The following is a 19,897-nucleotide window of genomic DNA, read 5'->3' as shown; positions in this document are numbered from 1 at the left end:
CCTGGCCGAACCAGGCCATAACAGTTCGGCAGCTTCGCACACGGTCCGCACACCTCCGGGCGGAAACACAGACGACCGGCATCCGCATGGACGGCGAAGGTAAGTAACCTTGCATGCGGCTGTCCAGCCATGCCGGTCCTGTCCGGCCTGGGCGGTGGCGCACGAGCACGAGCGGGCAGGCATCGGAGGGGCGGCCGCACCATGACCACCGGACTGCATCCTGGGGAGGCCCCCCAGGACCCCGGGCCGAAGGATGATCAGCCTCTGCCTCGGCAGGAGGTCGGTCGTGGGTCCTCGCACGACGAGAACCGGACAAGGAGTTCTGTGATCACCGCGCGCGCGGCCGCCAGTTTCGAGCCCGTCTCGCGATCCGTCGCGACGGCCCGCTCGTTCGTCCGCGACACCCTCCAGGGCTGGGGCTTCGCCGACATCGTCGACGACGCCGTGGTCCTCACCAGCGAACTGGTCACCAACGCGGTGGTCCACGCGGGCACCTCGGCCGACGTGCTGTGTCTGCGCGCGGAGGACGGGGTACGCATCGAGGTCGCCGACAGGTACCCCGAGCGCGAGATCCCCCTCCAGTCCAGCCCCGTCAACATGGGCAGCCCGGACCGCGAGGGGGGTCGCGGTCTCCAGTTGTGCGCGGCGATGGCCGGCCGGTGGGGCGTCGAGTACACCCCCACCCACAAGCAGGTCTGGTTCCAACTCGACCTACCCGACCGCCCCGTGGGCACCCGCACCGCAGGCCCGTCGCTCCCTGCCGACCTGCTCCCCCTCGCCGACGGCCGGGTCCGCGTCGCCGTCGTCCAGATCGACCGCGCGGGCGCGATCAACGCGTGGAACGAGGACGCGGAGGAACTCTTCGGCTACGCCGCGGACCAGGTCATCGGCAAGCCGCTCACCGACCTCGCCGCCTGGCCGCACACCCCCGGCACCAGCACGGGGGTCGCGGAGGCCCTCCAACTCTCCCGCTGGGAGGGCAGTTACGGCATCCGCGGCGCCAACGGCCGGGTGACCCCGGTGTACGCCTCCCACCTCCGGGTGCGTGACGCCGCGGGCGAACCGTCCACGGTCTGCCTTCTCGTACGGGACCACGAGCGGGCCGTCCTGCAGACCCCGAACCGCGTCCCGACCGGCGATTCGGGCGGCTCCGGCGAGGGCGGCCAGGCCACGGACCCGTTCGAGGTCTTCATCGGTTCCCCCGCCCCGGACGACCTGGACGGCCTCCTCCAGCGCACGGTGGAGCGCGCCCGCGACATGCTCGACGGCGACTCCGCGTTCCTGCTGCTCGCGACCGACGACGAGACCGAGCTGGAGGTACGTGCCTCCACCGGTCTTCCCTCGGCCCGTCAGCGCTTCGCACGCGTCCCCGTGGAGGCCGGCCCCGGCCGCTACGGCTCGGCCCGCATGCCGGCCGTCCATGACGATCTCGCGGCCGTCCCCGGCGCGGTCCCCCTGCTCAACGGCACGGGCATGCGGTCGGTCGTCACGGTCCCGCTGAAGGTCGAGGGCCGCCTCACCGGTTCCCTCGGCGTCGCCGCGGAGGCCGCGAGCCGCTATTCCAACGAGGAGGCCCTGCGCCTGCAGTTCGCCGCCGACCGTATCGCTCTCGCCGTCGAGTCGGCCCGCCTGGGTGAGCTGGAGCGTCTGCGCCGCGGTTCCCTGTCGTTCCTCGTCGAGGCCTCCGACCTTCTCGCGGGCACCCTGGACCGCGACCAGACACTGGCCCTGATGGCCCAGATGACGATTCCGACGCTCGCGACCTGGTGCGCGGTGTACACGATCGCCGACCAGGCGTCCGACCCGTACCTCTCGTACGTGCTCCACGAGGACGAGGACCTCATCGACGGTCTCAAGGCCCTCCTGTCGAAGATCCCGCCGCCCGAGCCGATCCCGACGCCGGGTGCCCGTGTGTGGACGGCCCCCGCGGAGGCGGGCCACCGTGCGGCTCTGCACACCTCGATGCGCAGCCTGGGTCTGGGCGAGCCGGCCACGGTCAGCTCGGGCATCGGCACGACCCTGGCGACGGCCTCGGCGGTGGGCGGGGAGACGGTCGTCCTGCCTCTGGTGGCCCGCAACCGCGTCATCGGCATGCTCACGCTCGGCAAGCCGACGGACGAGCACTTCCGCCAGGAGATCCTGGAGCTCGCTGAGGACCTGTCCCGCAGGGCCGCCCTGGCTCTGGACAACGCCCGCCTGTACTCGGAGCGCGTGGCCATCAGCCAGTCCCTCCAGCGGAGTCTGCTCCCGCCGGAGCTTCCGGACATCGACGGTGTCGAGGTCGAGGTCATCTACCGCGCGGCCGGCGAGGGCAACGAGGTGGGCGGCGACTTCTACGACCTCTTCCCGATCCGTGACGGTGCGTACGGCTTCGCCATCGGCGACGTCTGCGGTACGGGCCCGGAGGCCGCCGCGGTCACCGGCCTGGCCCGTCATGCCCTGCGCCTGCTGGCCCGCGAGGGGTACGGCGGCCCGGCCGTCCTGGAGCGCCTGAATTCCGCCATCATCGACGAGGGTGCCCGCAGCCGCTTCCTGACCCTGCTGTACGGCGAGTTGTGGCCTCAGGAGGACGGCAGTGCCGTCCTGAAGGTCGTCTGCGCCGGGCATCCGCTGCCGCTCCGTCTCCGCCAGGACGGCACGGTGGAGCCCGCCGCCGAACCGCAGCCCCTCCTCGGTGTCATGGAGGACCTGGAGCTGTACGAGCAGACGGTCACCCTGGATCCCGGTGACGTCCTGCTCTGTGTCACGGACGGCGTCACCGAACGCCGTGAGGGCACCCGCATGTTGGGCGACGACGGCCTCACGGAGGTCCTCACGACCTGTACGGGTCTGACGGCCGGTGCTGTCGCGGCCCGGGTGATGCGCGCGGTCGAACGCTTCGCTTCGGACGCCCCGTCGGACGACATGGCGATCCTGGCGATGCGTGTTCCGGGCCTGCAGCGGGACTGAGCGGGCGGGGACCGGAAACCGGCATGAGAAAGGCCCCGCCCGGATGGGCGGGGCCTCTTGGCTGAGCCCCCAAACGGAATCGAACCGTTGACCTTCTCCTTACCATGGAGACGCTCTGCCGACTGAGCTATAGGGGCTTGTCGCTTTTCGAGGTTTCCCCCGCGGCAACGGAATAGATCATACCCCGAACAGAGCTGTGCTCCCAAACCAAGCCGGTGCGCCGGGCGACCGCTCTCAGAACGCCGGCTGCAGCAGTCCGCCGAGCGCGTTGCAGGCGGACACCAGCCGGTGCAGCTCACGCCGCGACATGTTCCCGCCGATGGACAGCGCGAGCGTCTCGTCGGCGGCCCGCTCGGTCTCGGGCAGGCGTATGTCGCGCCGGAACTCCGGCATGCGGTGCACGGGGGTCTTCACCGGCACGCTGCACTCAACTCCTTTGGCCTTGACGGCCCGTGCGAACGCGTCCCGGTCCGGCCGCCCGTTGCCCGGCACTCGGACGACGTACTGCTGGAAGGTGTGCCCGTCGCATCCGATCGGGGTCCGCACGCCTTTCAGCTTCGTACTGAGGTACGCGGCGCGCTCCCGGCGCACCCCGACCTCGCTGTACGGAGCCTCGGACTCGCCTTGTTCCAGCACCAACAGGCTGTGTCGCTGGCCCACTTGGTGCAGTGCGACGATGTCCGCCGACCGGCCGAAGCGGTGCACGGCAACGACTGCCACGGTCCGCGAGGTCACCGCGGCCTCGACGGCCGCCGCGTCCAGGCAGTACGACAGCGGATCTATGTCCGCGAAGACCGGCACTGCCCCTGTCAGGCTCACTGCCTGGGCGACCTCGGGGTTCCCGAACGCCGGCACGACCACCTCGTCACCGGCGCCGACACCTGCGGCCTTGAGCATTCCAACGGTACCCATGGCGCGGATCCTCGTCGCGCAACGTGAACGCCAAGTGACGCACAACAAAAAAGAGCTGGTCCCCGAACCGAAATTCGGGGACCAGCTCTATCAACAATTGTTCGGCGGCGTCCTACTCTCCCACAGGGTCCCCCCTGCAGTACCATCGGCGCTGTGAGGCTTAGCTTCCGGGTTCGGAATGTAACCGGGCGTTTCCCTCACGCTATGACCACCGAAACACTATGAAACAATCAACCGCACCACGCTCTGTGACAAACGCGGGGTTGTTCGTGGTTTCAGAACCAACACAGTGGACGCGAGCAACTGAGGACAAGCCCTCGGCCTATTAGTACCGGTCACCTCCACACGTTACCGTGCTTCCAGATCCGGCCTATCAACCCAGTCGTCTACTGGGAGCCTTACCCCATCAAGTGGGTGGGAGTCCTCATCTCGAAGCAGGCTTCCCGCTTAGATGCTTTCAGCGGTTATCCCTCCCGAACGTAGCCAACCAGCCATGCCCTTGGCAGAACAACTGGCACACCAGAGGTTCGTCCGTCCCGGTCCTCTCGTACTAGGGACAGCCCTTCTCAAGACTCCTACGCGCACAGCGGATAGGGACCGAACTGTCTCACGACGTTCTAAACCCAGCTCGCGTACCGCTTTAATGGGCGAACAGCCCAACCCTTGGGACCGACTCCAGCCCCAGGATGCGACGAGCCGACATCGAGGTGCCAAACCATCCCGTCGATATGGACTCTTGGGGAAGATCAGCCTGTTATCCCCGGGGTACCTTTTATCCGTTGAGCGACGGCGCTTCCACAAGCCACCGCCGGATCACTAGTCCCGACTTTCGTCCCTGCTCGACCCGTCGGTCTCACAGTCAAGCTCCCTTGTGCACTTACACTCACCACCTGATTGCCAACCAGGCTGAGGGAACCTTTGGGCGCCTCCGTTACCCTTTAGGAGGCAACCGCCCCAGTTAAACTACCCATCAGACACTGTCCCCGATCCGGATCACGGACCCGGGTTAGACATCCAGCACGACCAGACTGGTATTTCAACGACGACTCCCCCTGAACTGGCGTCCAGAGTTCACAGTCTCCCAGCTATCCTACACAAGCCGAACCGAACACCAATATCAAACTGTAGTAAAGGTCCCGGGGTCTTTCCGTCCTGCTGCGCGAAACGAGCATCTTTACTCGTAGTGCAATTTCACCGGGCCTATGGTTGAGACAGTCGAGAAGTCGTTACGCCATTCGTGCAGGTCGGAACTTACCCGACAAGGAATTTCGCTACCTTAGGATGGTTATAGTTACCACCGCCGTTTACTGGCGCTTAAGTTCTCAGCTTCGCCCACCCGAAAGTGAGCTAACCGGTCCCCTTAACGTTCCAGCACCGGGCAGGCGTCAGTCCGTATACATCGCCTTACGGCTTCGCACGGACCTGTGTTTTTAGTAAACAGTCGCTTCTCGCTGGTCTCTGCGGCCACCCCCAGCTCAAGCAGCACGTGCTCTCACCAGGCGTGGCCCCCCTTCTCCCGAAGTTACGGGGGCATTTTGCCGAGTTCCTTAACCATAGTTCACCCGAACGCCTCGGTATTCTCTACCAGACCACCTGAGTCGGTTTAGGGTACGGGCCGCCATGAAACTCGCTAGAGGCTTTTCTCGACAGCATAGGATCATCCACTTCACCACAATCGGCTCGGCATCAGGTCTCAGACTGCATGCCAGGCGGATTTACCTACCCGACGTCCTACACCCTTACCCCGGGACAACCACCGCCCGGGATGGACTACCTTCCTGCGTCACCCCATCACTCACCTACTACAAGTCTGGTTCGTCGGCTCCACCACTCCCCTTCACCCGAAGGCTCCGGGGCGGCTTCACGGACTTAGCATCGCCTGGTTCGATGTTTGACGCTTCACAGCGGGTACCGGAATATCAACCGGTTATCCATCGACTACGCCTGTCGGCCTCGCCTTAGGTCCCGACTTACCCTGGGCAGATCAGCTTGACCCAGGAACCCTTGGTCAATCGGCGCAAACGTTTCTCACGTTTGTATCGCTACTCATGCCTGCATTCTCACTCGTCAACCGTCCACAACTCGCTTACACGGCTGCTTCACCCGGCAGACGACGCTCCCCTACCCATCACGATCCCCGTTGGGGGTACATATCGCAATGACACGACTTCGGCGGTACGCTTGAGCCCCGCTACATTGTCGGCGCGGAATCACTAGACCAGTGAGCTATTACGCACTCTTTCAAGGGTGGCTGCTTCTAAGCCAACCTCCTGGTTGTCTCTGCGACTCCACATCCTTTCCCACTTAGCGTACGCTTAGGGGCCTTAGTCGATGCTCTGGGCTGTTTCCCTCTCGACCATGGAGCTTATCCCCCACAGTCTCACTGCCGCGCTCTCACTTACCGGCATTCGGAGTTTGGCTAAGGTCAGTAACCCGGTAGGGCCCATCGCCTATCCAGTGCTCTACCTCCGGCAAGAAACACACGACGCTGCACCTAAATGCATTTCGGGGAGAACCAGCTATCACGGAGTTTGATTGGCCTTTCACCCCTAACCACAGGTCATCCCCCAGGTTTTCAACCCTGGTGGGTTCGGTCCTCCACGAAGTCTTACCTCCGCTTCAACCTGCCCATGGCTAGATCACTCCGCTTCGGGTCTTGAGCGTGCTACTCAAACGCCCTGTTCGGACTCGCTTTCGCTACGGCTACCCCACCCGGGTTAACCTCGCAACACACCGCAAACTCGCAGGCTCATTCTTCAAAAGGCACGCAGTCACGACGTTGAGTGCAAGCACTCAACGCGACGCTCCCACGGCTTGTAGGCACACGGTTTCAGGTACTATTTCACTCCCCTCCCGGGGTACTTTTCACCATTCCCTCACGGTACTATCCGCTATCGGTCACCAGGGAATATTTAGGCTTAGCGGGTGGTCCCGCCAGATTCACACGGGATTTCTCGGGCCCCGTGCTACTTGGGTGTCTCTCAAACGAGCCGCTGATGTTTCAGCTACGGGGGTCTTACCCTCTACGCCGGACCTTTCGCATGTCCTTCGCCTACATCAACGGTTTCTGACTCGCCTCACAGCCGGCAGACTGTGAAAGAGAGATCCCACAACCCCGTATACGCAACCCCTGCCGGGTCTCACACGCATACGGTTTGGCCTCATCCAGTTTCGCTCGCCACTACTCCCGGAATCACGGTTGTTTTCTCTTCCTGCGGGTACTGAGATGTTTCACTTCCCCGCGTTCCCTCCACTTGCCCTATGTGTTCAGGCAAGGGTGACAGCCCATGACGACTGCCGGGTTTCCCCATTCGGACACCCCCGGATCAAAGCCTGGTTGACGACTCCCCGGGGCCTATCGTGGCCTCCCACGTCCTTCATCGGTTCCTGGTGCCAAGGCATCCACCGTGCGCCCTTAAAAACTTGGCCACAGATGCTCGCGTCCACTGTGCAGTTCTCAAACAACGACCAACCACCCACCACCCCGAACCACCCGGTTCGAGTTCACTGGGGCCGGCACCGAAGGACGAGCAACGCTCGCACCCTCAGACACCCAACAGCGTGCCCGACACGATCAACCGATGAGCTTCGCGTTCCACGCCGAAGCAGTACTAGCGCTCTCATCCATCCCGACCGTGCCGAATAATCAACGTTCCACCCATGAGCGACCAGCATCAGACATTCGCTGATGTTCTGGCGTCTGGACCCCCCGAAAGAGGCCAGGTGCTCCTTAGAAAGGAGGTGATCCAGCCGCACCTTCCGGTACGGCTACCTTGTTACGACTTCGTCCCAATCGCCAGTCCCACCTTCGACAGCTCCCTCCCACAAGGGGTTGGGCCACCGGCTTCGGGTGTTACCGACTTTCGTGACGTGACGGGCGGTGTGTACAAGGCCCGGGAACGTATTCACCGCAGCACTGCTGATCTGCGATTACTAGCAACTCCGACTTCATGGGGTCGAGTTGCAGACCCCAATCCGAACTGAGACAGGCTTTTTGAGATTCGCTCCGCCTCACGGCTTCGCAGCTCATTGTACCTGCCATTGTAGCACGTGTGCAGCCCAAGACATAAGGGGCATGATGACTTGACGTCGTCCCCACCTTCCTCCGAGTTGACCCCGGCAGTCTCCTGTGAGTCCCCATCACCCCGAAAGGCATGCTGGCAACACAGAACAAGGGTTGCGCTCGTTGCGGGACTTAACCCAACATCTCACGACACGAGCTGACGACAGCCATGCACCACCTGTACACCGACCACAAGGGGGCACCCATCTCTGGATGTTTCCGGTGTATGTCAAGCCTTGGTAAGGTTCTTCGCGTTGCGTCGAATTAAGCCACATGCTCCGCTGCTTGTGCGGGCCCCCGTCAATTCCTTTGAGTTTTAGCCTTGCGGCCGTACTCCCCAGGCGGGGAACTTAATGCGTTAGCTGCGGCACCGACGACGTGGAATGTCGCCAACACCTAGTTCCCACCGTTTACGGCGTGGACTACCAGGGTATCTAATCCTGTTCGCTCCCCACGCTTTCGCTCCTCAGCGTCAGTAATGGCCCAGAGATCCGCCTTCGCCACCGGTGTTCCTCCTGATATCTGCGCATTTCACCGCTACACCAGGAATTCCGATCTCCCCTACCACACTCTAGTCTGCCCGTATCGAATGCAGACCCGGGGTTAAGCCCCGGGCTTTCACATCCGACGCGACAGACCGCCTACGAGCTCTTTACGCCCAATAATTCCGGACAACGCTCGCGCCCTACGTATTACCGCGGCTGCTGGCACGTAGTTAGCCGGCGCTTCTTCTGCAGGTACCGTCACTCTCGCTTCTTCCCTGCTGAAAGAGGTTTACAACCCGAAGGCCGTCATCCCTCACGCGGCGTCGCTGCATCAGGCTTTCGCCCATTGTGCAATATTCCCCACTGCTGCCTCCCGTAGGAGTCTGGGCCGTGTCTCAGTCCCAGTGTGGCCGGTCGCCCTCTCAGGCCGGCTACCCGTCGTCGCCTTGGTGAGCCGTTACCTCACCAACAAGCTGATAGGCCGCGGGCTCATCCTTCACCGCCGGAGCTTTCCACGCACATCGGATGCCCGAGCGCGTCGTATCCGGTATTAGACCCCGTTTCCAGGGCTTGTCCCAGAGTGAAGGGCAGATTGCCCACGTGTTACTCACCCGTTCGCCACTAATCCACCCCGAAGGGCTTCATCGTTCGACTTGCATGTGTTAAGCACGCCGCCAGCGTTCGTCCTGAGCCAGGATCAAACTCTCCGTGAATGTTTACCGGTCATCCGGTGCACACACACGAGAGCGGAACCACCGGAGGAATGATCCGATGGTTCACAGCGTCCTCGCTGTGTTTATTTCAAAGGAACCTCGCCTCGACCAACCGGCCGGAGACGGGGTATCAACATATCTGGCGTTGATTTTTGGCACGCTGTTGAGTTCTCAAGGAACGGACGCTTCCTTTGTACTCACCCGAGCAACTTCTCGGGCTTTCCTCCGGGCGCTTCCCTTCGGTCTTGCGTTTCCGACTCTATCAGATCCTTTTCCGATCCGATTTCCTCGGTGCTTTCCAGGTTCCCACTTTCGCGTTTCCCTTTCCGGCGATTCCGACTTTATCAGAGGTTCTGAGTCGGAATTCCCGCCCGGTCCGGGTGGCTCCTGACGCACAGTTGCGTCGGGTCCCCCCCTGGGCGGAGCCGTAAACCTACTGGAGCGGGGCGCCCCGATGCAAATCGAGGGGCCCCGCTCCCGGTCAGACGCTGACGGAGGGTCAGACCTCAACCACCACAGGCAGGATCATCGGCCTGCGTCGGTACGTGTCCGAGACCCACTTGCCCAGGGTCCGTCGGATGAGTTGCTGCAGCTGGTGGGGCTCGACGACCCCGTCCTGCGCCGAACGCTCCAGGACCTCGGTGATCCTCGGGATGACGTCACCGAAGGCGGAGTCCTCGATACCGGAGCCGCGGGCCTGGATGTGCGGGCCGCCGGTGATCTTGCCGGTGGAGGCGTCCACCACCACGAAGACGGAGATGATGCCCTCGTCGCCGAGGATCTTGCGGTCCTTCAGGGCCGGCTCCCCGACATCGCCGACCGAGAGGCCGTCGACGTAGACGTAACCCGCCTGGACCTTGCCGGAGATCCTGGCCTTGCCCTCGATGAGGTCGACGGCGACGCCGTCCTCGGCGATGACGATGCGGTCGTGCGGGACGCCGGTCATGGCGCCCAGTTCGGCGTTGGCCCGCAGATGGCGCCATTCGCCGTGGACCGGCATCAGGTTCTTCGGGCGGCAGATGTTGTAGAAGTACAGCAGCTCTCCGGCCGAGGCGTGTCCGGAGACATGGACCTTGGCGTTGCCCTTGTGGACGACGTTCGCGCCCCAGCGGGTCAGCCCGTTGATGACGCGGTAGACCGCGTTCTCGTTGCCCGGGATCAGGGACGAGGCCAGGATCACCGTGTCGCCCTGGACGATGCGGATCTGGTGGTCCCGGTTGGCCATGCGGGACAGGGCCGCCATCGGCTCACCCTGGGAACCCGTGCAGACCAGGACGACCTCGTGGTCGGGCAGGTCGTCGAGCGTCTTCACGTCCACGACAAGACCCGGCGGGACCCTCAGATAGCCCAGGTCCCTCGCGATGCCCATGTTGCGGACCATCGACCGGCCCACGAAGGCGACCCGGCGGCCGTACTCGTGGGCCGCGTCCAGGATCTGCTGGATGCGGTGGATGTGGCTGGCGAAGCTGGCCACGATGATGCGCTTGCGGGCGCCCGCGAAGACCTGGCGCAGGACGTTGGAGATGTCCCGCTCGTGCGCGGTGAACCCCGGGACCTCGGCGTTGGTCGAGTCGGAGAGCAGGAGGTCGATGCCCTCCTCGCTCAGCCGGGCGAACGCGTGGAGGTCGGTCAGACGGTTGTCCAGCGGCAGCTGGTCCATCTTGAAGTCGCCGGTGTGGACGACCATGCCCGCGGGAGTGCGGATCGCCACGGCCAGGGCGTCGGGGATGGAGTGGTTGACCGCGACGAACTCGCAGTCGAAGGGACCGATGCGCTCGCGGTTCCCCTCCGCCACCTCAAGGGTGTACGGGCGGATGCGGTGCTCCTGGAGCTTGGCCTCGATGAGGGCGAGGGTCAGCTTGGAGCCGATCAGCGGGATGTCGGGCTTCTCGCGCAGCAGATACGGGACACCACCGATGTGGTCCTCGTGGCCGTGCGTGAGGACGATGCCCTCGATGTCGTCGAGACGGTCCCGGATGGACGAGAAGTCCGGCAGGATGAGATCGATTCCGGGCTGCTCCTCCTCGGGGAAGAGCACTCCGCAGTCGACGATCAGCAGTCGGCCGCCGTACTCGAAGACGGTCATGTTCCGGCCGATTTCGCCGAGGCCGCCGAGCGGGGTGACCCGCAGGCCACCCTCGGGAAGGGGCGGGGGCGAGCCCAGTTCAGGATGCGGATGACTCAAAAGACTCTCCTCACCACGCGCGCCACGTGCCTCCGTGGCACGTGGCGCGCGTGACGTTCGTGCATGAGCAGTTGTGTAGGGGGATGCAGGCACTCGCGTCCTGCGTATTCAGTTGTGAAGTCGTGTGCCGCGCTGTGCGATGTCGGGCTCGCGTCGCGCGAAGTCCGGTGTCAGAGCTGTACCCCGCCGGCAGCAAGATCGATCTTGAGCTGGGCGGTCTCCTCGGGCGAGAGCTCGACCATGGGGGCGCGCAGCGGTCCGGCGGGCAGTCCCTGGAGGGCGAGCGCCGCCTTGGTGGTCATCACACCCTGGGTGCGGAACATGCCCGTGAAGACCGGGAGCAGCTTCTGGTGGATCTCGGTGGCCTTCTGGACGTCGCCGGAGACGTACGCCTCGACGAGGGTGCGCAGCTCCGGGGTGACGACGTGGCCCACGACGGAGACGAAGCCGACAGCGCCCACGGAGAGCAGCGGCAGGTTCAGCATGTCGTCACCGGAGTACCAGGCGAGGCCCGAGCGGGCGATGGCCCAGCTGGCGCGGCCGAGGTCGCCCTTGGCGTCCTTGTTGGCGACGATCCGCGGGTGCTCGGCGAGGCGGACGATCGTCTCGGTGTCGATGGGGACACCGCTGCGGCCCGGGATGTCGTAGAGCATCACCGGGAGGTCGGCGGCGTCGGCGATGGCCCGGAAGTGGCGGTACAGGCCCTCCTGCGGGGGCTTGTTGTAGTACGGCGTGACGACGAGGAGGCCGTGCGCGCCGATCCCCTCGGCGGCGCGGGCCAGCTCGATGCTGTGGTGGGTGTCGTTCGTGCCGACGCCGGCGATGATGTGGGCGCGGTCGCCGACGGCCTCCAGGACGGCGCGTACCAGGTCCGATTTCTCCGCGTCGCTGGTGGTGGGGGACTCGCCGGTGGTCCCGTTGATCACCAGGCCGTCGTTGCCTGCGTCCACCAGGTGGGTGGCGAGCCGCTGCGCGCCGTCGAGGTCGAGTGCGCCGTCCGCCGTGAAGGGCGTGACCATGGCGGTGAGGACCCGCCCGAAGGGGGTCTGCGGAGTCGAGGTCGGAGCCATGGGTAACACGCTACTCGTTGCTCAGGGCGCGGTCTGCCCTCGGGGGACGGGAAAAGTCAGGACAAATGCGGAGCCCGGCACTGCCTGCTCGGGGGTTCAAGCAGTGCCGGGTCCGTTTGATCAGGCTAGATGAACTTCGCGAAATGCCGCAATACGGACACTTCGCTCGGCTGACCCGCACATCTGTGCCTGGCCGAAACCCGTCTGTCGATCAGGGAGCCACGCGACCGTTGGCATTGAACGCGGCATGGGTCAGCGGCATGAGCTCGGCCCACGCGGCCTCCATCTTCTCGCCGACCATCTCGATCTCCCGCTGCGGGAAGGACGGCACCTTCGCCAGCTCGTGCTGGGTGCGCAGGCCGAGGAAGTGCATCAGTGAGCGGGCGTTGCACGTGGCGTACATCGAGGAGTAGAGACCGACCGGGAGGACCGTACGGGCGACCTCGCGGGCCACGCCGGCGCCGAGCATCTCCTGGTACGCCTCGTAGGCGTGGACGTACGCGTCCTCCGTGATCCGGCCCACCAGCTCGTGCTGGGCCTGCGTGCCCTCGACGAAGACGTACTTGCCGGGGCGGCCCTCCTGGACGAGCTTGCGGGACTCGTCGGGGACGTAGAAAACGGGCTGGAGCTCCCTGTAGCGGCCGCTCTCCTCGTTGTAACTCCAGCCCACCCGGTGGCGCATGAACTCGCGGAAGACGAAGATCGGGGCGCTGATGAAGAAGGTCATCGAGTTGTGCTCGAACGGGCTGCCGTGCCGGTCCCGCATGAGGTAGTTGATGAGGCCCTTGGAGCGTTCCGGGTCCTTCTCCAGCTCGTCCAGCGACTGCTCGCCGGCGGTGGAGACGCGGGCGGCCCACAGCACGTCGGAGTCGGACGCGCTGTGCTTGACCAGCTCGACGGTGACATCGCTGCGGAAGCTGGGCTTGAGATCGTCGGCGGGGGTGTCGGTCACGGCTCGGAAGGTCCTTCCCATGGCTGCTCTCGGGCGGCGCCCACTCTACGGGCCGCCACCGACGGGAGGCCGTATGGCCTGAGTCGTCCCGCCTTGTGCCCACCGTCGGCCCCCGAGAGTGGTGGGCCCCGGTCCGGCTCGGTAGCCTCACCCGGCACAACCTGTGCGTGGATTGAGTGAGGATCAGCCGTGCCCCTGCCCTTCCTGACCGCCGACCGCGCCTTCGACCAGGCGGTGGACGAGGCGCTGCCGTTCGACGACCGCGACCGCTGGCGGCGGCCCTACCGTCCCGGCCCGTGGCGGGTCGGCACGGCCGCGCTCCTGCTGCTGCTCGCCTCGTACGTGCTGGTCGCGGCGGTCGTCATCGCGGCGGCCGAGACGCCGCAGGCGGGCGCGCTGTGCTTCGGGGCGGCGCTGCTGATCATCGCCTGCACCCTGCGGCTGCTGCGGGTCGGCGTCTGGGTGAGCGCGCGGGGCGTGCGTCAGGTGAGCTTCTTCCGGACGCGGACGGCGTCCTGGGACCCGGCCGTCTCGGTGCGCACGGTGCAGCAGCCGGTGCGATGGCTCGGGCTGCCGCGGTCCGTGCAGGGGCAGGCGCTGCTCCTCGTCCGCAGGGACCGTGTCCAGGAGTATGTGACGCCGCTGATGACCAGCCACAACGCCGACTTCCTGGCGCGTACGGAGGCCTTCGACCGGGCGGCCGACACGATCGAGGCGTGGGCGGCCGAGTACGGGCGGGCCGTGTAGTCGACCGAACGGGTGAGGGGCCGGTCCGCGTGCGGGGCGGCCCCTCACCCGTGTGCGGGATGTCAGGCGGTCGGGAGCGGCTTGCCGTCGTGGAGCGCGATCGCGCGCTGCATCGCCTTGCGTGCCCGCGGGGTGTCGCGGGCGTCGTGGTAGGCGACGGCGAGTACGGGCGGGCCGTGTAGTCGACCGAACGGGTGAGGGGCCGGTCCGCGTGCGGGGCGGCCCCTCACCCGTGTGCGGGATGTCAGGCGGTCGGGAGCGGCTTGCCGTCGTGGAGCGCGATCGCGCGCTGCATCGCCTTGCGTGCCCGCGGGGTGTCGCGGGCGTCGTGGTAGGCGACGGCGAGGCGGAACCAGGTGCGCCAGTCGTCCGGGGCGTCCTCGGTCTCCGCCTTGCGCCGCGCGAAGACCTCGTCGGCCGAGGCGCGGTCGATGCGGCCGCTCGGGGTGCGCTTCAACTCGTCGACGGGCAGGCCGCCTTCGGCGTCGAGCTCGGCGGCGAGCTGGTTGGCCCTGCGGACGAACTGGGTGTTCTTCCACAGGAACCAGATGCCGATCGCGGGCAGGACGAGGACGGCGACGCCGAAGGCGATCGTGACCGGGGTGCCGGTCTCGATGAGCATGACCCCGCGGCTGCCGACCAGGACGAAGTAGACGACCAGGACGGCCGCCGTGACGGCGTAGGTGATCTTCGCGCGCATGATGGGTGCCGGCCGTTCAGCCCAGGTCGAGGAAGTGTTCGAGGCCGAGGGTGAGGCCCGGGGTCCGCACCACACGGCGGGCGCCGAGCAGGATGCCCGGCATGAAGCTGCTGTGGTGCAGGGAGTCATGACGGATCGTCAGGGTCTCGCCCTCGCCGCCGAGCAGGACCTCCTGGTGGGCGAGGAGGCCACGCAGGCGCACGGCGTGGACGGGGACGCCGTCGACGTCGGCGCCCCGCGCGCCGTCCAGGGCCGTGGCCGTGGCGTCCGGCGCCGGGGCCGTGCCGGCGGCGCGGCGGGCCTCGGCGATGAGCTGGGCGGTGCGGGTGGCGGTGCCGCTGGGGGCGTCGACCTTGTTCGGGTGGTGCAGCTCGACGACCTCGACGGACTCGAAGTAGGGCGCGGCGATCTGCGCGAACTTCATGGTGAGGACGGCTCCGATGGAGAAGTTGGGCGCGATGAGCACGCCGGTCTCCGGGGAGCCGTCCAGCCAGGTGGTCAGCTGCGCGAGGCGCTCGTCGGTCCAGCCCGTGGTCCCGACGACCGCGTGGATGCCGTGGCGGACGCAGAAGTCGAGGTTGTCCATGACCGAGGCGGGCGTGGTCAGTTCGACGGCGACCTGGGCGCCCTGCTCGGTGAGGGTCTCCAGCTTGTCGCCCCGGCTCAGGGCGGCGACCAGTTCCATGTCCTCGGCGGCCTCGACGGCCCTGACCGCCTCGGAGCCGATGCGGCCCTGGGCACCGAGGACCGCCACGCGCAGCTTGCTCATCTGTCTTGCTTCCTTCTGGGCCTTGTGGGAGGGGTCAGGCGACGGTGTCGTGGAGTCGGGACGCCTGTTTGTCCTTGAGCGGGCCGATCACCGACAGCGAGGGGCGCCGGCCCAGGACGTCGCGGGCCACGGCACGGACGTCGTCCGGGGTCACCATCCCGATCCGGGTCAGCATCTCGTCGACGGACATCTGCTCGCCCCAGCACAGCTCGCTCTTGCCGATGCGGTTCATGAGGGCGCCGGTGTCCTCCAGGCCGAGGACGGTGGAGCCCTTCAGCTGGCCGATGGCCCGGTCGATCTCCTCGTCGGGCAGTCCGTGCTCGGCGACCTGGTCCAGTTCGTCGCGGCAGATCTTGAGCACGTCGTGGACCTGGGAGGGGCGGCAGCCCGCGTAGACGCCGAAGAGGCCGCAGTCGGCGAAGCCGGAGGTGTACGAGTACACGCTGTAGGCGAGGCCGCGCTTCTCCCGGACCTCCTGGAAGAGGCGGGAGGACATGCCGCCGCCGAGCGCGGTGTTGAGGACGCCGAGGGCCCAGCGACGCTCGTCGGTGCGGGCGAGGCCGGGCATGCCGAGGACGACGTGGGCCTGCTCGGTCCTGCGGCCGATCAGCTCGACGCGGCCGGCCGTGCGGAGGCTGCGGTGGCCCTCGCGCGGGGCGATCGGGGTGGCGTCGGTGCGGGTGAGGGCGCCCGCCTTCTCGAAGGCGGCGCGGACCAGGCGTACGACCTTGTTGTGGTCGACGTTGCCGGCGCAGGCGACCACGAGGTGGGTGGGGTCGTAGTGCTTCTTGTAGAAGCGGCGGATGCGGTCGGCGGTGAGGGCGTTGACCGTGTCGACCGTGCCGAGGACGGGGCGGCCGAGCGGGGTGTCGCCGAACATGGTGTGCGCGAACAGGTCGTGCACGCAGTCGCCCGGGTCGTCCTCGGTCATCGCGATCTCTTCGAGGATGGCGCCGCGTTCGACGTCGACGTCCTCCTCACGGATCAGCGAACCGGTGAGCATGTCGCAGACGACGTCGATGGCGAGGGGCAGGTCGGAGTCGAGCACGCGCGCGTAGTAGCACGTGTACTCCTTCGCGGTGAACGCGTTCATCTCGCCGCCGACCGCGTCGATCGCGGACGATATGTCGAGCGCGCTCCGGCGGGTGGTGCCCTTGAAGAGCAGGTGCTCCAGGTAGTGCGTGGCGCCGTTCAGCGCGGGTGTCTCGTCGCGGGAGCCGACGTGGGCCCAGATGCCGAAGGTGGCGGAGCGCACGGACGGCAGGGTCTCGGTGACGATGCGCAGGCCGCCCGGGAGGGTGGTCCTGCGGACCGTGCCGATGCCGCCGGCGCCCTTGATCAGGGTTTGGGTACGGGCGACGGCCCGCGCCTCCGTGGAGGTGCGGGCCGTCGCCTTGGAGCTACGGGACGTCACTTGTCGCCGTCGTCCTTCTTCTCGTCCGAGCCTTCCTCGCCCTCGATCACGGGGATGAGGGAGAGCTTGCCGCGGGAGTCGATCTCGGCGATCTCGACCTGGACCTTCTGGCCCACACCGAGGACGTCCTCGACGTTCTCCACGCGCTTGCCGCCGGCGAGCTTGCGGATCTGCGAGATGTGCAGCAGACCGTCCTTGCCCGGGAGCAGCGACACGAACGCGCCGAAGGTCGTCGTCTTCACGACGGTGCCCAGGTAACGCTCGCCGACCTCCGGCATGGTCGGGTTGGCGATGCCGTTGATCGTGGCGCGGGCGGCCTCGGCGGCCGGGCCGTCGGCGGCACCGATGTAGATGGTGCCGTCGTCCTCGATCGTGATCTCGGCGCCGGTGTCCTCCTGGATCTGGTTGATCATCTTGCCCTTGGGGCCGATGACCTCGCCGATCTTGTCCACGGGGATCTTGACGGTGATGATCCGCGGGGCGTTGGGGGACATCTCGTCCGGGGTGTCGATCGCTTCCATCATCACGTCGAGGATGTGGAGGCGGGCGTCACGGGCCTGCTTGAGGGCGGCGGCCAGGACGGAGGCCGGGATGCCGTCCAGCTTGGTGTCGAGCTGGAGGGCGGTGACGAACTCCTTGGTGCCGGCGACCTTGAAGTCCATGTCGCCGAAGGCGTCCTCCGCACCGAGGATGTCGGTGAGGGTGACGTAGTGCGTCTCGCCGTCGATCTCCTGGGAGATCAGGCCCATGGCGATGCCGGCGACGGGGGCCTTCAGCGGCACACCGGCGTTCAGCAGCGACATGGTGGAGGCGCAGACCGAGCCCATGGACGTCGAGCCGTTGGAGCCGAGGGCCTCGGACACCTGGCGGATCGCGTAGGGGAACTCCTCGCGGGTCGGCAGGACCGGGATCAGGGCGCGCTCGGCGAGGGCGCCGTGGCCGATCTCGCGGCGCTTCGGGGAGCCGACGCGGCCGGTCTCGCCGGTGGAGTACGGCGGGAAGTTGTAGTTGTGCATGTAGCGCTTGCGCGTCACCGGGGAGAGGGTGTCGAGCTGCTGCTCCATGCGGAGCATGTTGAGGGTGGTGACGCCCAGGATCTGGGTCTCGCCACGCTCGAACAGCGCGGAGCCGTGCACGCGCGGGATGGCCTCGACCTCGGCGGCGAGCGTACGGATGTCCGTGACGCCGCGGCCGTCGATGCGCTTCTTCTCCTTGATGACGCGCTCACGGACCAGGGACTTGGTCAGCGAGCGGTACGCGGCGGAGATCTCCTTCTCGCGGCCCTCGAACTGCGGGAGCAGCTTCTCGGCGGCGAGCGCCTTGACGCGGTCCAGCTCGGTCTCGCGCTCCTGCTTGCCGGCGATGGTGAGCGCCTGGGCGAGCTCGTCCTTGACGGCGGCCGTGAGGGCCTCCAGGACGTCGTCCTGGTAGTCGAGGAAGATCGGGAACTCGCCGGTCGGCTTGGCGGCCTTGGCGGCGAGGTCGGACTGGGCCTTGCAGAGGACCTTGATGAAGGGCTTCGCGGCGTCCAGACCGGCGGCGACGACCTCCTCGGTCGGCGCCTCGGCACCGCCCTGGACCAGCTTGATGGTCTCCTCGGTGGCCTCGGCCTCGACCATCATGATCGCGACGTCGCCGTCCTCCAGGACACGGCCGGCGACGACCATGTCGAAGACCGCGGACTCCAGCTCGGTGTGGGTCGGGAAGGCGACCCACTGGCCGTTGATCAGCGCGACGCGGACGCCGCCGATCGGGCCGGAGAAGGGCAGGCCGGCCAGCTGCGTGGACGCGGACGCGGCGTTGATCGCGACGACGTCGTACAGGTGGTCGGGGTTGAGGGCCATGATCGTGGCGACGACCTGGATCTCGTTGCGCAGGCCCTTCTTGAAGGACGGGCGCAGCGGGCGGTCGATCAGGCGGCAGGTGAGGATGGCGTCCTCGGAGGGGCGGCCCTCGCGGCGGAAGAAGCTGCCGGGGATCTTGCCGGCGGCGTACATCCGCTCCTCGACGTCCACCGTGAGGGGGAAGAAGTCGAGCTGGTCCTTGGGGTTCTTGGAGGCGGTGGTGGCCGACAGCACCATGGTGTCGTCGTCCAGGTAGGCCACGGCGGAGCCGGCGGCCTGGCGGGCCAGGCGGCCCGTCTCGAAGCGGATGGTGCGGGTGCCGAAGGAGCCGTTGTCGATGACGGCCTCGGCGTAGTGGGTCTCGTTCTCCACTAGCGATCTCTCCGTTACTTTGTCGTCTTTTGTCCCGCGCTGTCCGTGTGACAGGGGGACGGTGGCGGAGAAGCGCTCCGTGCGGTGCGGGCCGGTCTTCGATCGAAGCACCCGGGGTTCGCTGCCCCGGGGGCCACTACCGAGGACCGGCGGCGGCTTGGCGCGCTTCTCCTCGTTCGGTCACGTGCGGTCACCCGTCGCGGGTGTCCTCACGCTGTGTCGTCCATATGGCGTTGTGCTACCACACTACAAAGGGGTGGTGACACTCCGCACGTTTCCGCACGTACGGCAAGGTCCCGTATGTACGGCAAAGGGAGCGGCCCCCGATCGTTTCGGGAACCGCTCCCTTCACGGCGTCCTACTTGGCGCCGGCCGCACCGCGGCGGATGCCGAGGCGGTCGACCAGCGTACGGAAGCGCTGGATGTCCTTCTTGGCCAGGTACTGCAGCAGACGGCGGCGCTGACCGACCAGGATCAGCAGACCACGACGGGAGTGGTGGTCGTGCTTGTGGGTCTTGAGGTGCTCGGTCAGGTCCGAGATGCGGCGCGAGAGCATCGCGACCTGGACCTCGGGGGAGCCGGTGTCGCCCTCCTTGGTACCGAACTCGGCGATGATCTGCTTCTTCGTAGCGGCGTCGAGCGACACGCGATACTCCTTCTGAGTCTCTTCGATGCCACCGAGCGCCCCTGGTCTTCGTCTCAGGGGGACTTCTGTGACTCGG

11 protein-coding genes, 1 tRNA gene and 3 rRNA genes are annotated in these 19,897 nt (G+C 66.5%); 2 read left to right on the top strand and 13 right to left on the bottom strand.

The genetic code is table 11. From position 1 onward, the window contains the following. Positions 1 to 201: 201 nt before the first annotated feature. A complete protein-coding gene (locus GSY65_RS27445; protein WP_159773649.1) occupies positions 202 to 2,949 on the top strand; it encodes a SpoIIE family protein phosphatase in 2,748 nt (915 codons plus the stop codon). A gap of 64 nt (positions 2,950 to 3,013) precedes the next feature. Here GSY65_RS27445 and GSY65_RS27440 read toward each other — a convergent pair. From GSY65_RS27440 to thyX, 8 genes are all read right to left on the bottom strand, one after another. Next, a tRNA-Thr gene (locus tag GSY65_RS27440) sits at positions 3,014 to 3,086 on the bottom strand. Between the two features lie 97 nt (positions 3,087 to 3,183). Continuing rightward, on the bottom strand, positions 3,184 to 3,846 hold the full coding sequence (locus GSY65_RS27435; RefSeq protein WP_159776440.1) for a DegT/DnrJ/EryC1/StrS family aminotransferase: 663 nt from the start codon (positions 3,844 to 3,846) through the stop codon (positions 3,184 to 3,186). A gap of 114 nt (positions 3,847 to 3,960) precedes the next feature. Continuing rightward, positions 3,961 to 4,077 (bottom strand): 5S ribosomal RNA (rrf, locus tag GSY65_RS27430). Positions 4,078 to 4,166: 89 nt separating this feature from the next. Further along, positions 4,167 to 7,290: ribosomal RNA gene (locus GSY65_RS27425) — 23S ribosomal RNA — on the bottom strand. A gap of 305 nt (positions 7,291 to 7,595) precedes the next feature. After that, a 16S ribosomal RNA gene (locus tag GSY65_RS27420) occupies positions 7,596 to 9,122 on the bottom strand. The 16S, 23S and 5S rRNA genes sit together here, the layout of an rRNA operon. Before the next feature lie 499 nt (positions 9,123 to 9,621). Beyond that, complete coding sequence (locus GSY65_RS27415; RefSeq protein ID WP_159773647.1) at positions 9,622 to 11,307, bottom strand: ribonuclease J; 1,686 nt, start codon at positions 11,305 to 11,307, stop codon at positions 9,622 to 9,624. Between the two features lie 170 nt (positions 11,308 to 11,477). After that, entirely contained in the window at positions 11,478 to 12,377 is a 900-nt protein-coding gene (gene dapA, locus GSY65_RS27410; protein WP_159773622.1) for a 4-hydroxy-tetrahydrodipicolinate synthase, read from the bottom strand. A 211-nt stretch (positions 12,378 to 12,588) separates the two neighbouring features. Continuing rightward, a complete protein-coding gene (gene thyX / locus GSY65_RS27405; protein ID WP_159773620.1) occupies positions 12,589 to 13,329 on the bottom strand; it encodes an FAD-dependent thymidylate synthase in 741 nt (246 codons plus the stop codon). A gap of 189 nt (positions 13,330 to 13,518) precedes the next feature. Between thyX and GSY65_RS27400 the strand changes: the two genes are divergently transcribed. Beyond that, complete coding sequence (locus GSY65_RS27400) at positions 13,519 to 14,076, top strand: hypothetical protein (RefSeq protein WP_159773618.1); 558 nt, start codon at positions 13,519 to 13,521, stop codon at positions 14,074 to 14,076. A gap of 244 nt (positions 14,077 to 14,320) precedes the next feature. On the opposite strand, the gene GSY65_RS27390 is transcribed toward GSY65_RS27400, so the two are convergent. The 5 genes from GSY65_RS27390 to rpsO all read right to left on the bottom strand — a co-directional run bounded on the left by GSY65_RS27390 (position 14,321) and on the right by rpsO (position 19,821). After that, complete coding sequence (locus GSY65_RS27390; protein WP_159773614.1) at positions 14,321 to 14,776, bottom strand: hypothetical protein; 456 nt, start codon at positions 14,774 to 14,776, stop codon at positions 14,321 to 14,323. A gap of 16 nt (positions 14,777 to 14,792) precedes the next feature. Continuing rightward, on the bottom strand, positions 14,793 to 15,545 hold the full coding sequence (dapB, locus tag GSY65_RS27385; RefSeq protein ID WP_159773612.1) for a 4-hydroxy-tetrahydrodipicolinate reductase: 753 nt from the start codon (positions 15,543 to 15,545) through the stop codon (positions 14,793 to 14,795). Positions 15,546 to 15,579: 34 nt separating this feature from the next. Continuing rightward, positions 15,580 to 16,959: a M16 family metallopeptidase gene (locus GSY65_RS27380; protein WP_159773610.1), complete on the bottom strand. Its 1,380-nt coding sequence runs from the start codon at positions 16,957 to 16,959 to the stop codon at positions 15,580 to 15,582. Beyond that, on the bottom strand, positions 16,956 to 19,175 hold the full coding sequence (locus tag GSY65_RS27375) for a polyribonucleotide nucleotidyltransferase (RefSeq protein ID WP_159773608.1): 2,220 nt from the start codon (positions 19,173 to 19,175) through the stop codon (positions 16,956 to 16,958). The genes GSY65_RS27380 and GSY65_RS27375 overlap by 4 nt, the downstream gene beginning before the upstream one ends. A gap of 358 nt (positions 19,176 to 19,533) precedes the next feature. Next, the gene (rpsO, locus tag GSY65_RS27370; protein WP_030583699.1) at positions 19,534 to 19,821 is read right to left on the bottom strand and encodes a 30S ribosomal protein S15; all 288 of its coding nucleotides are present in this window, start codon (positions 19,819 to 19,821) and stop codon (positions 19,534 to 19,536) included. Positions 19,822 to 19,897 lie beyond the last annotated feature (76 nt).

The organism is Streptomyces sp. HM190 (assembly GCF_009857135.1).
Classification (GTDB): Bacteria; Actinomycetota; Actinomycetes; order Streptomycetales; family Streptomycetaceae; genus Streptomyces; species Streptomyces heilongjiangensis.
This window is presented reverse-complemented; position numbering and strand designations above follow the sequence as displayed.

Bases quoted from the DNA above. Each gene is read 5' to 3' on its own strand.
- GSY65_RS27445 (WP_159773649.1), top strand. From the start codon at position 202: ATGACCACCGGACTGCATCCTGGGGAGGCCCCCCAGGACCCCGGGCCG.
- GSY65_RS27435 (WP_159776440.1), bottom strand. From the start codon at position 3,846: ATGCTCAAGGCCGCAGGTGTCGGCGCCGGTGACGAGGTGGTCGTGCCG.
- dapA (WP_159773622.1), bottom strand. From the start codon at position 12,377: ATGGCTCCGACCTCGACTCCGCAGACCCCCTTCGGGCGGGTCCTCACC.
- GSY65_RS27390 (WP_159773614.1), bottom strand. From the start codon at position 14,776: ATGCGCGCGAAGATCACCTACGCCGTCACGGCGGCCGTCCTGGTCGTC.
- dapB (WP_159773612.1), bottom strand. From the start codon at position 15,545: ATGAGCAAGCTGCGCGTGGCGGTCCTCGGTGCCCAGGGCCGCATCGGC.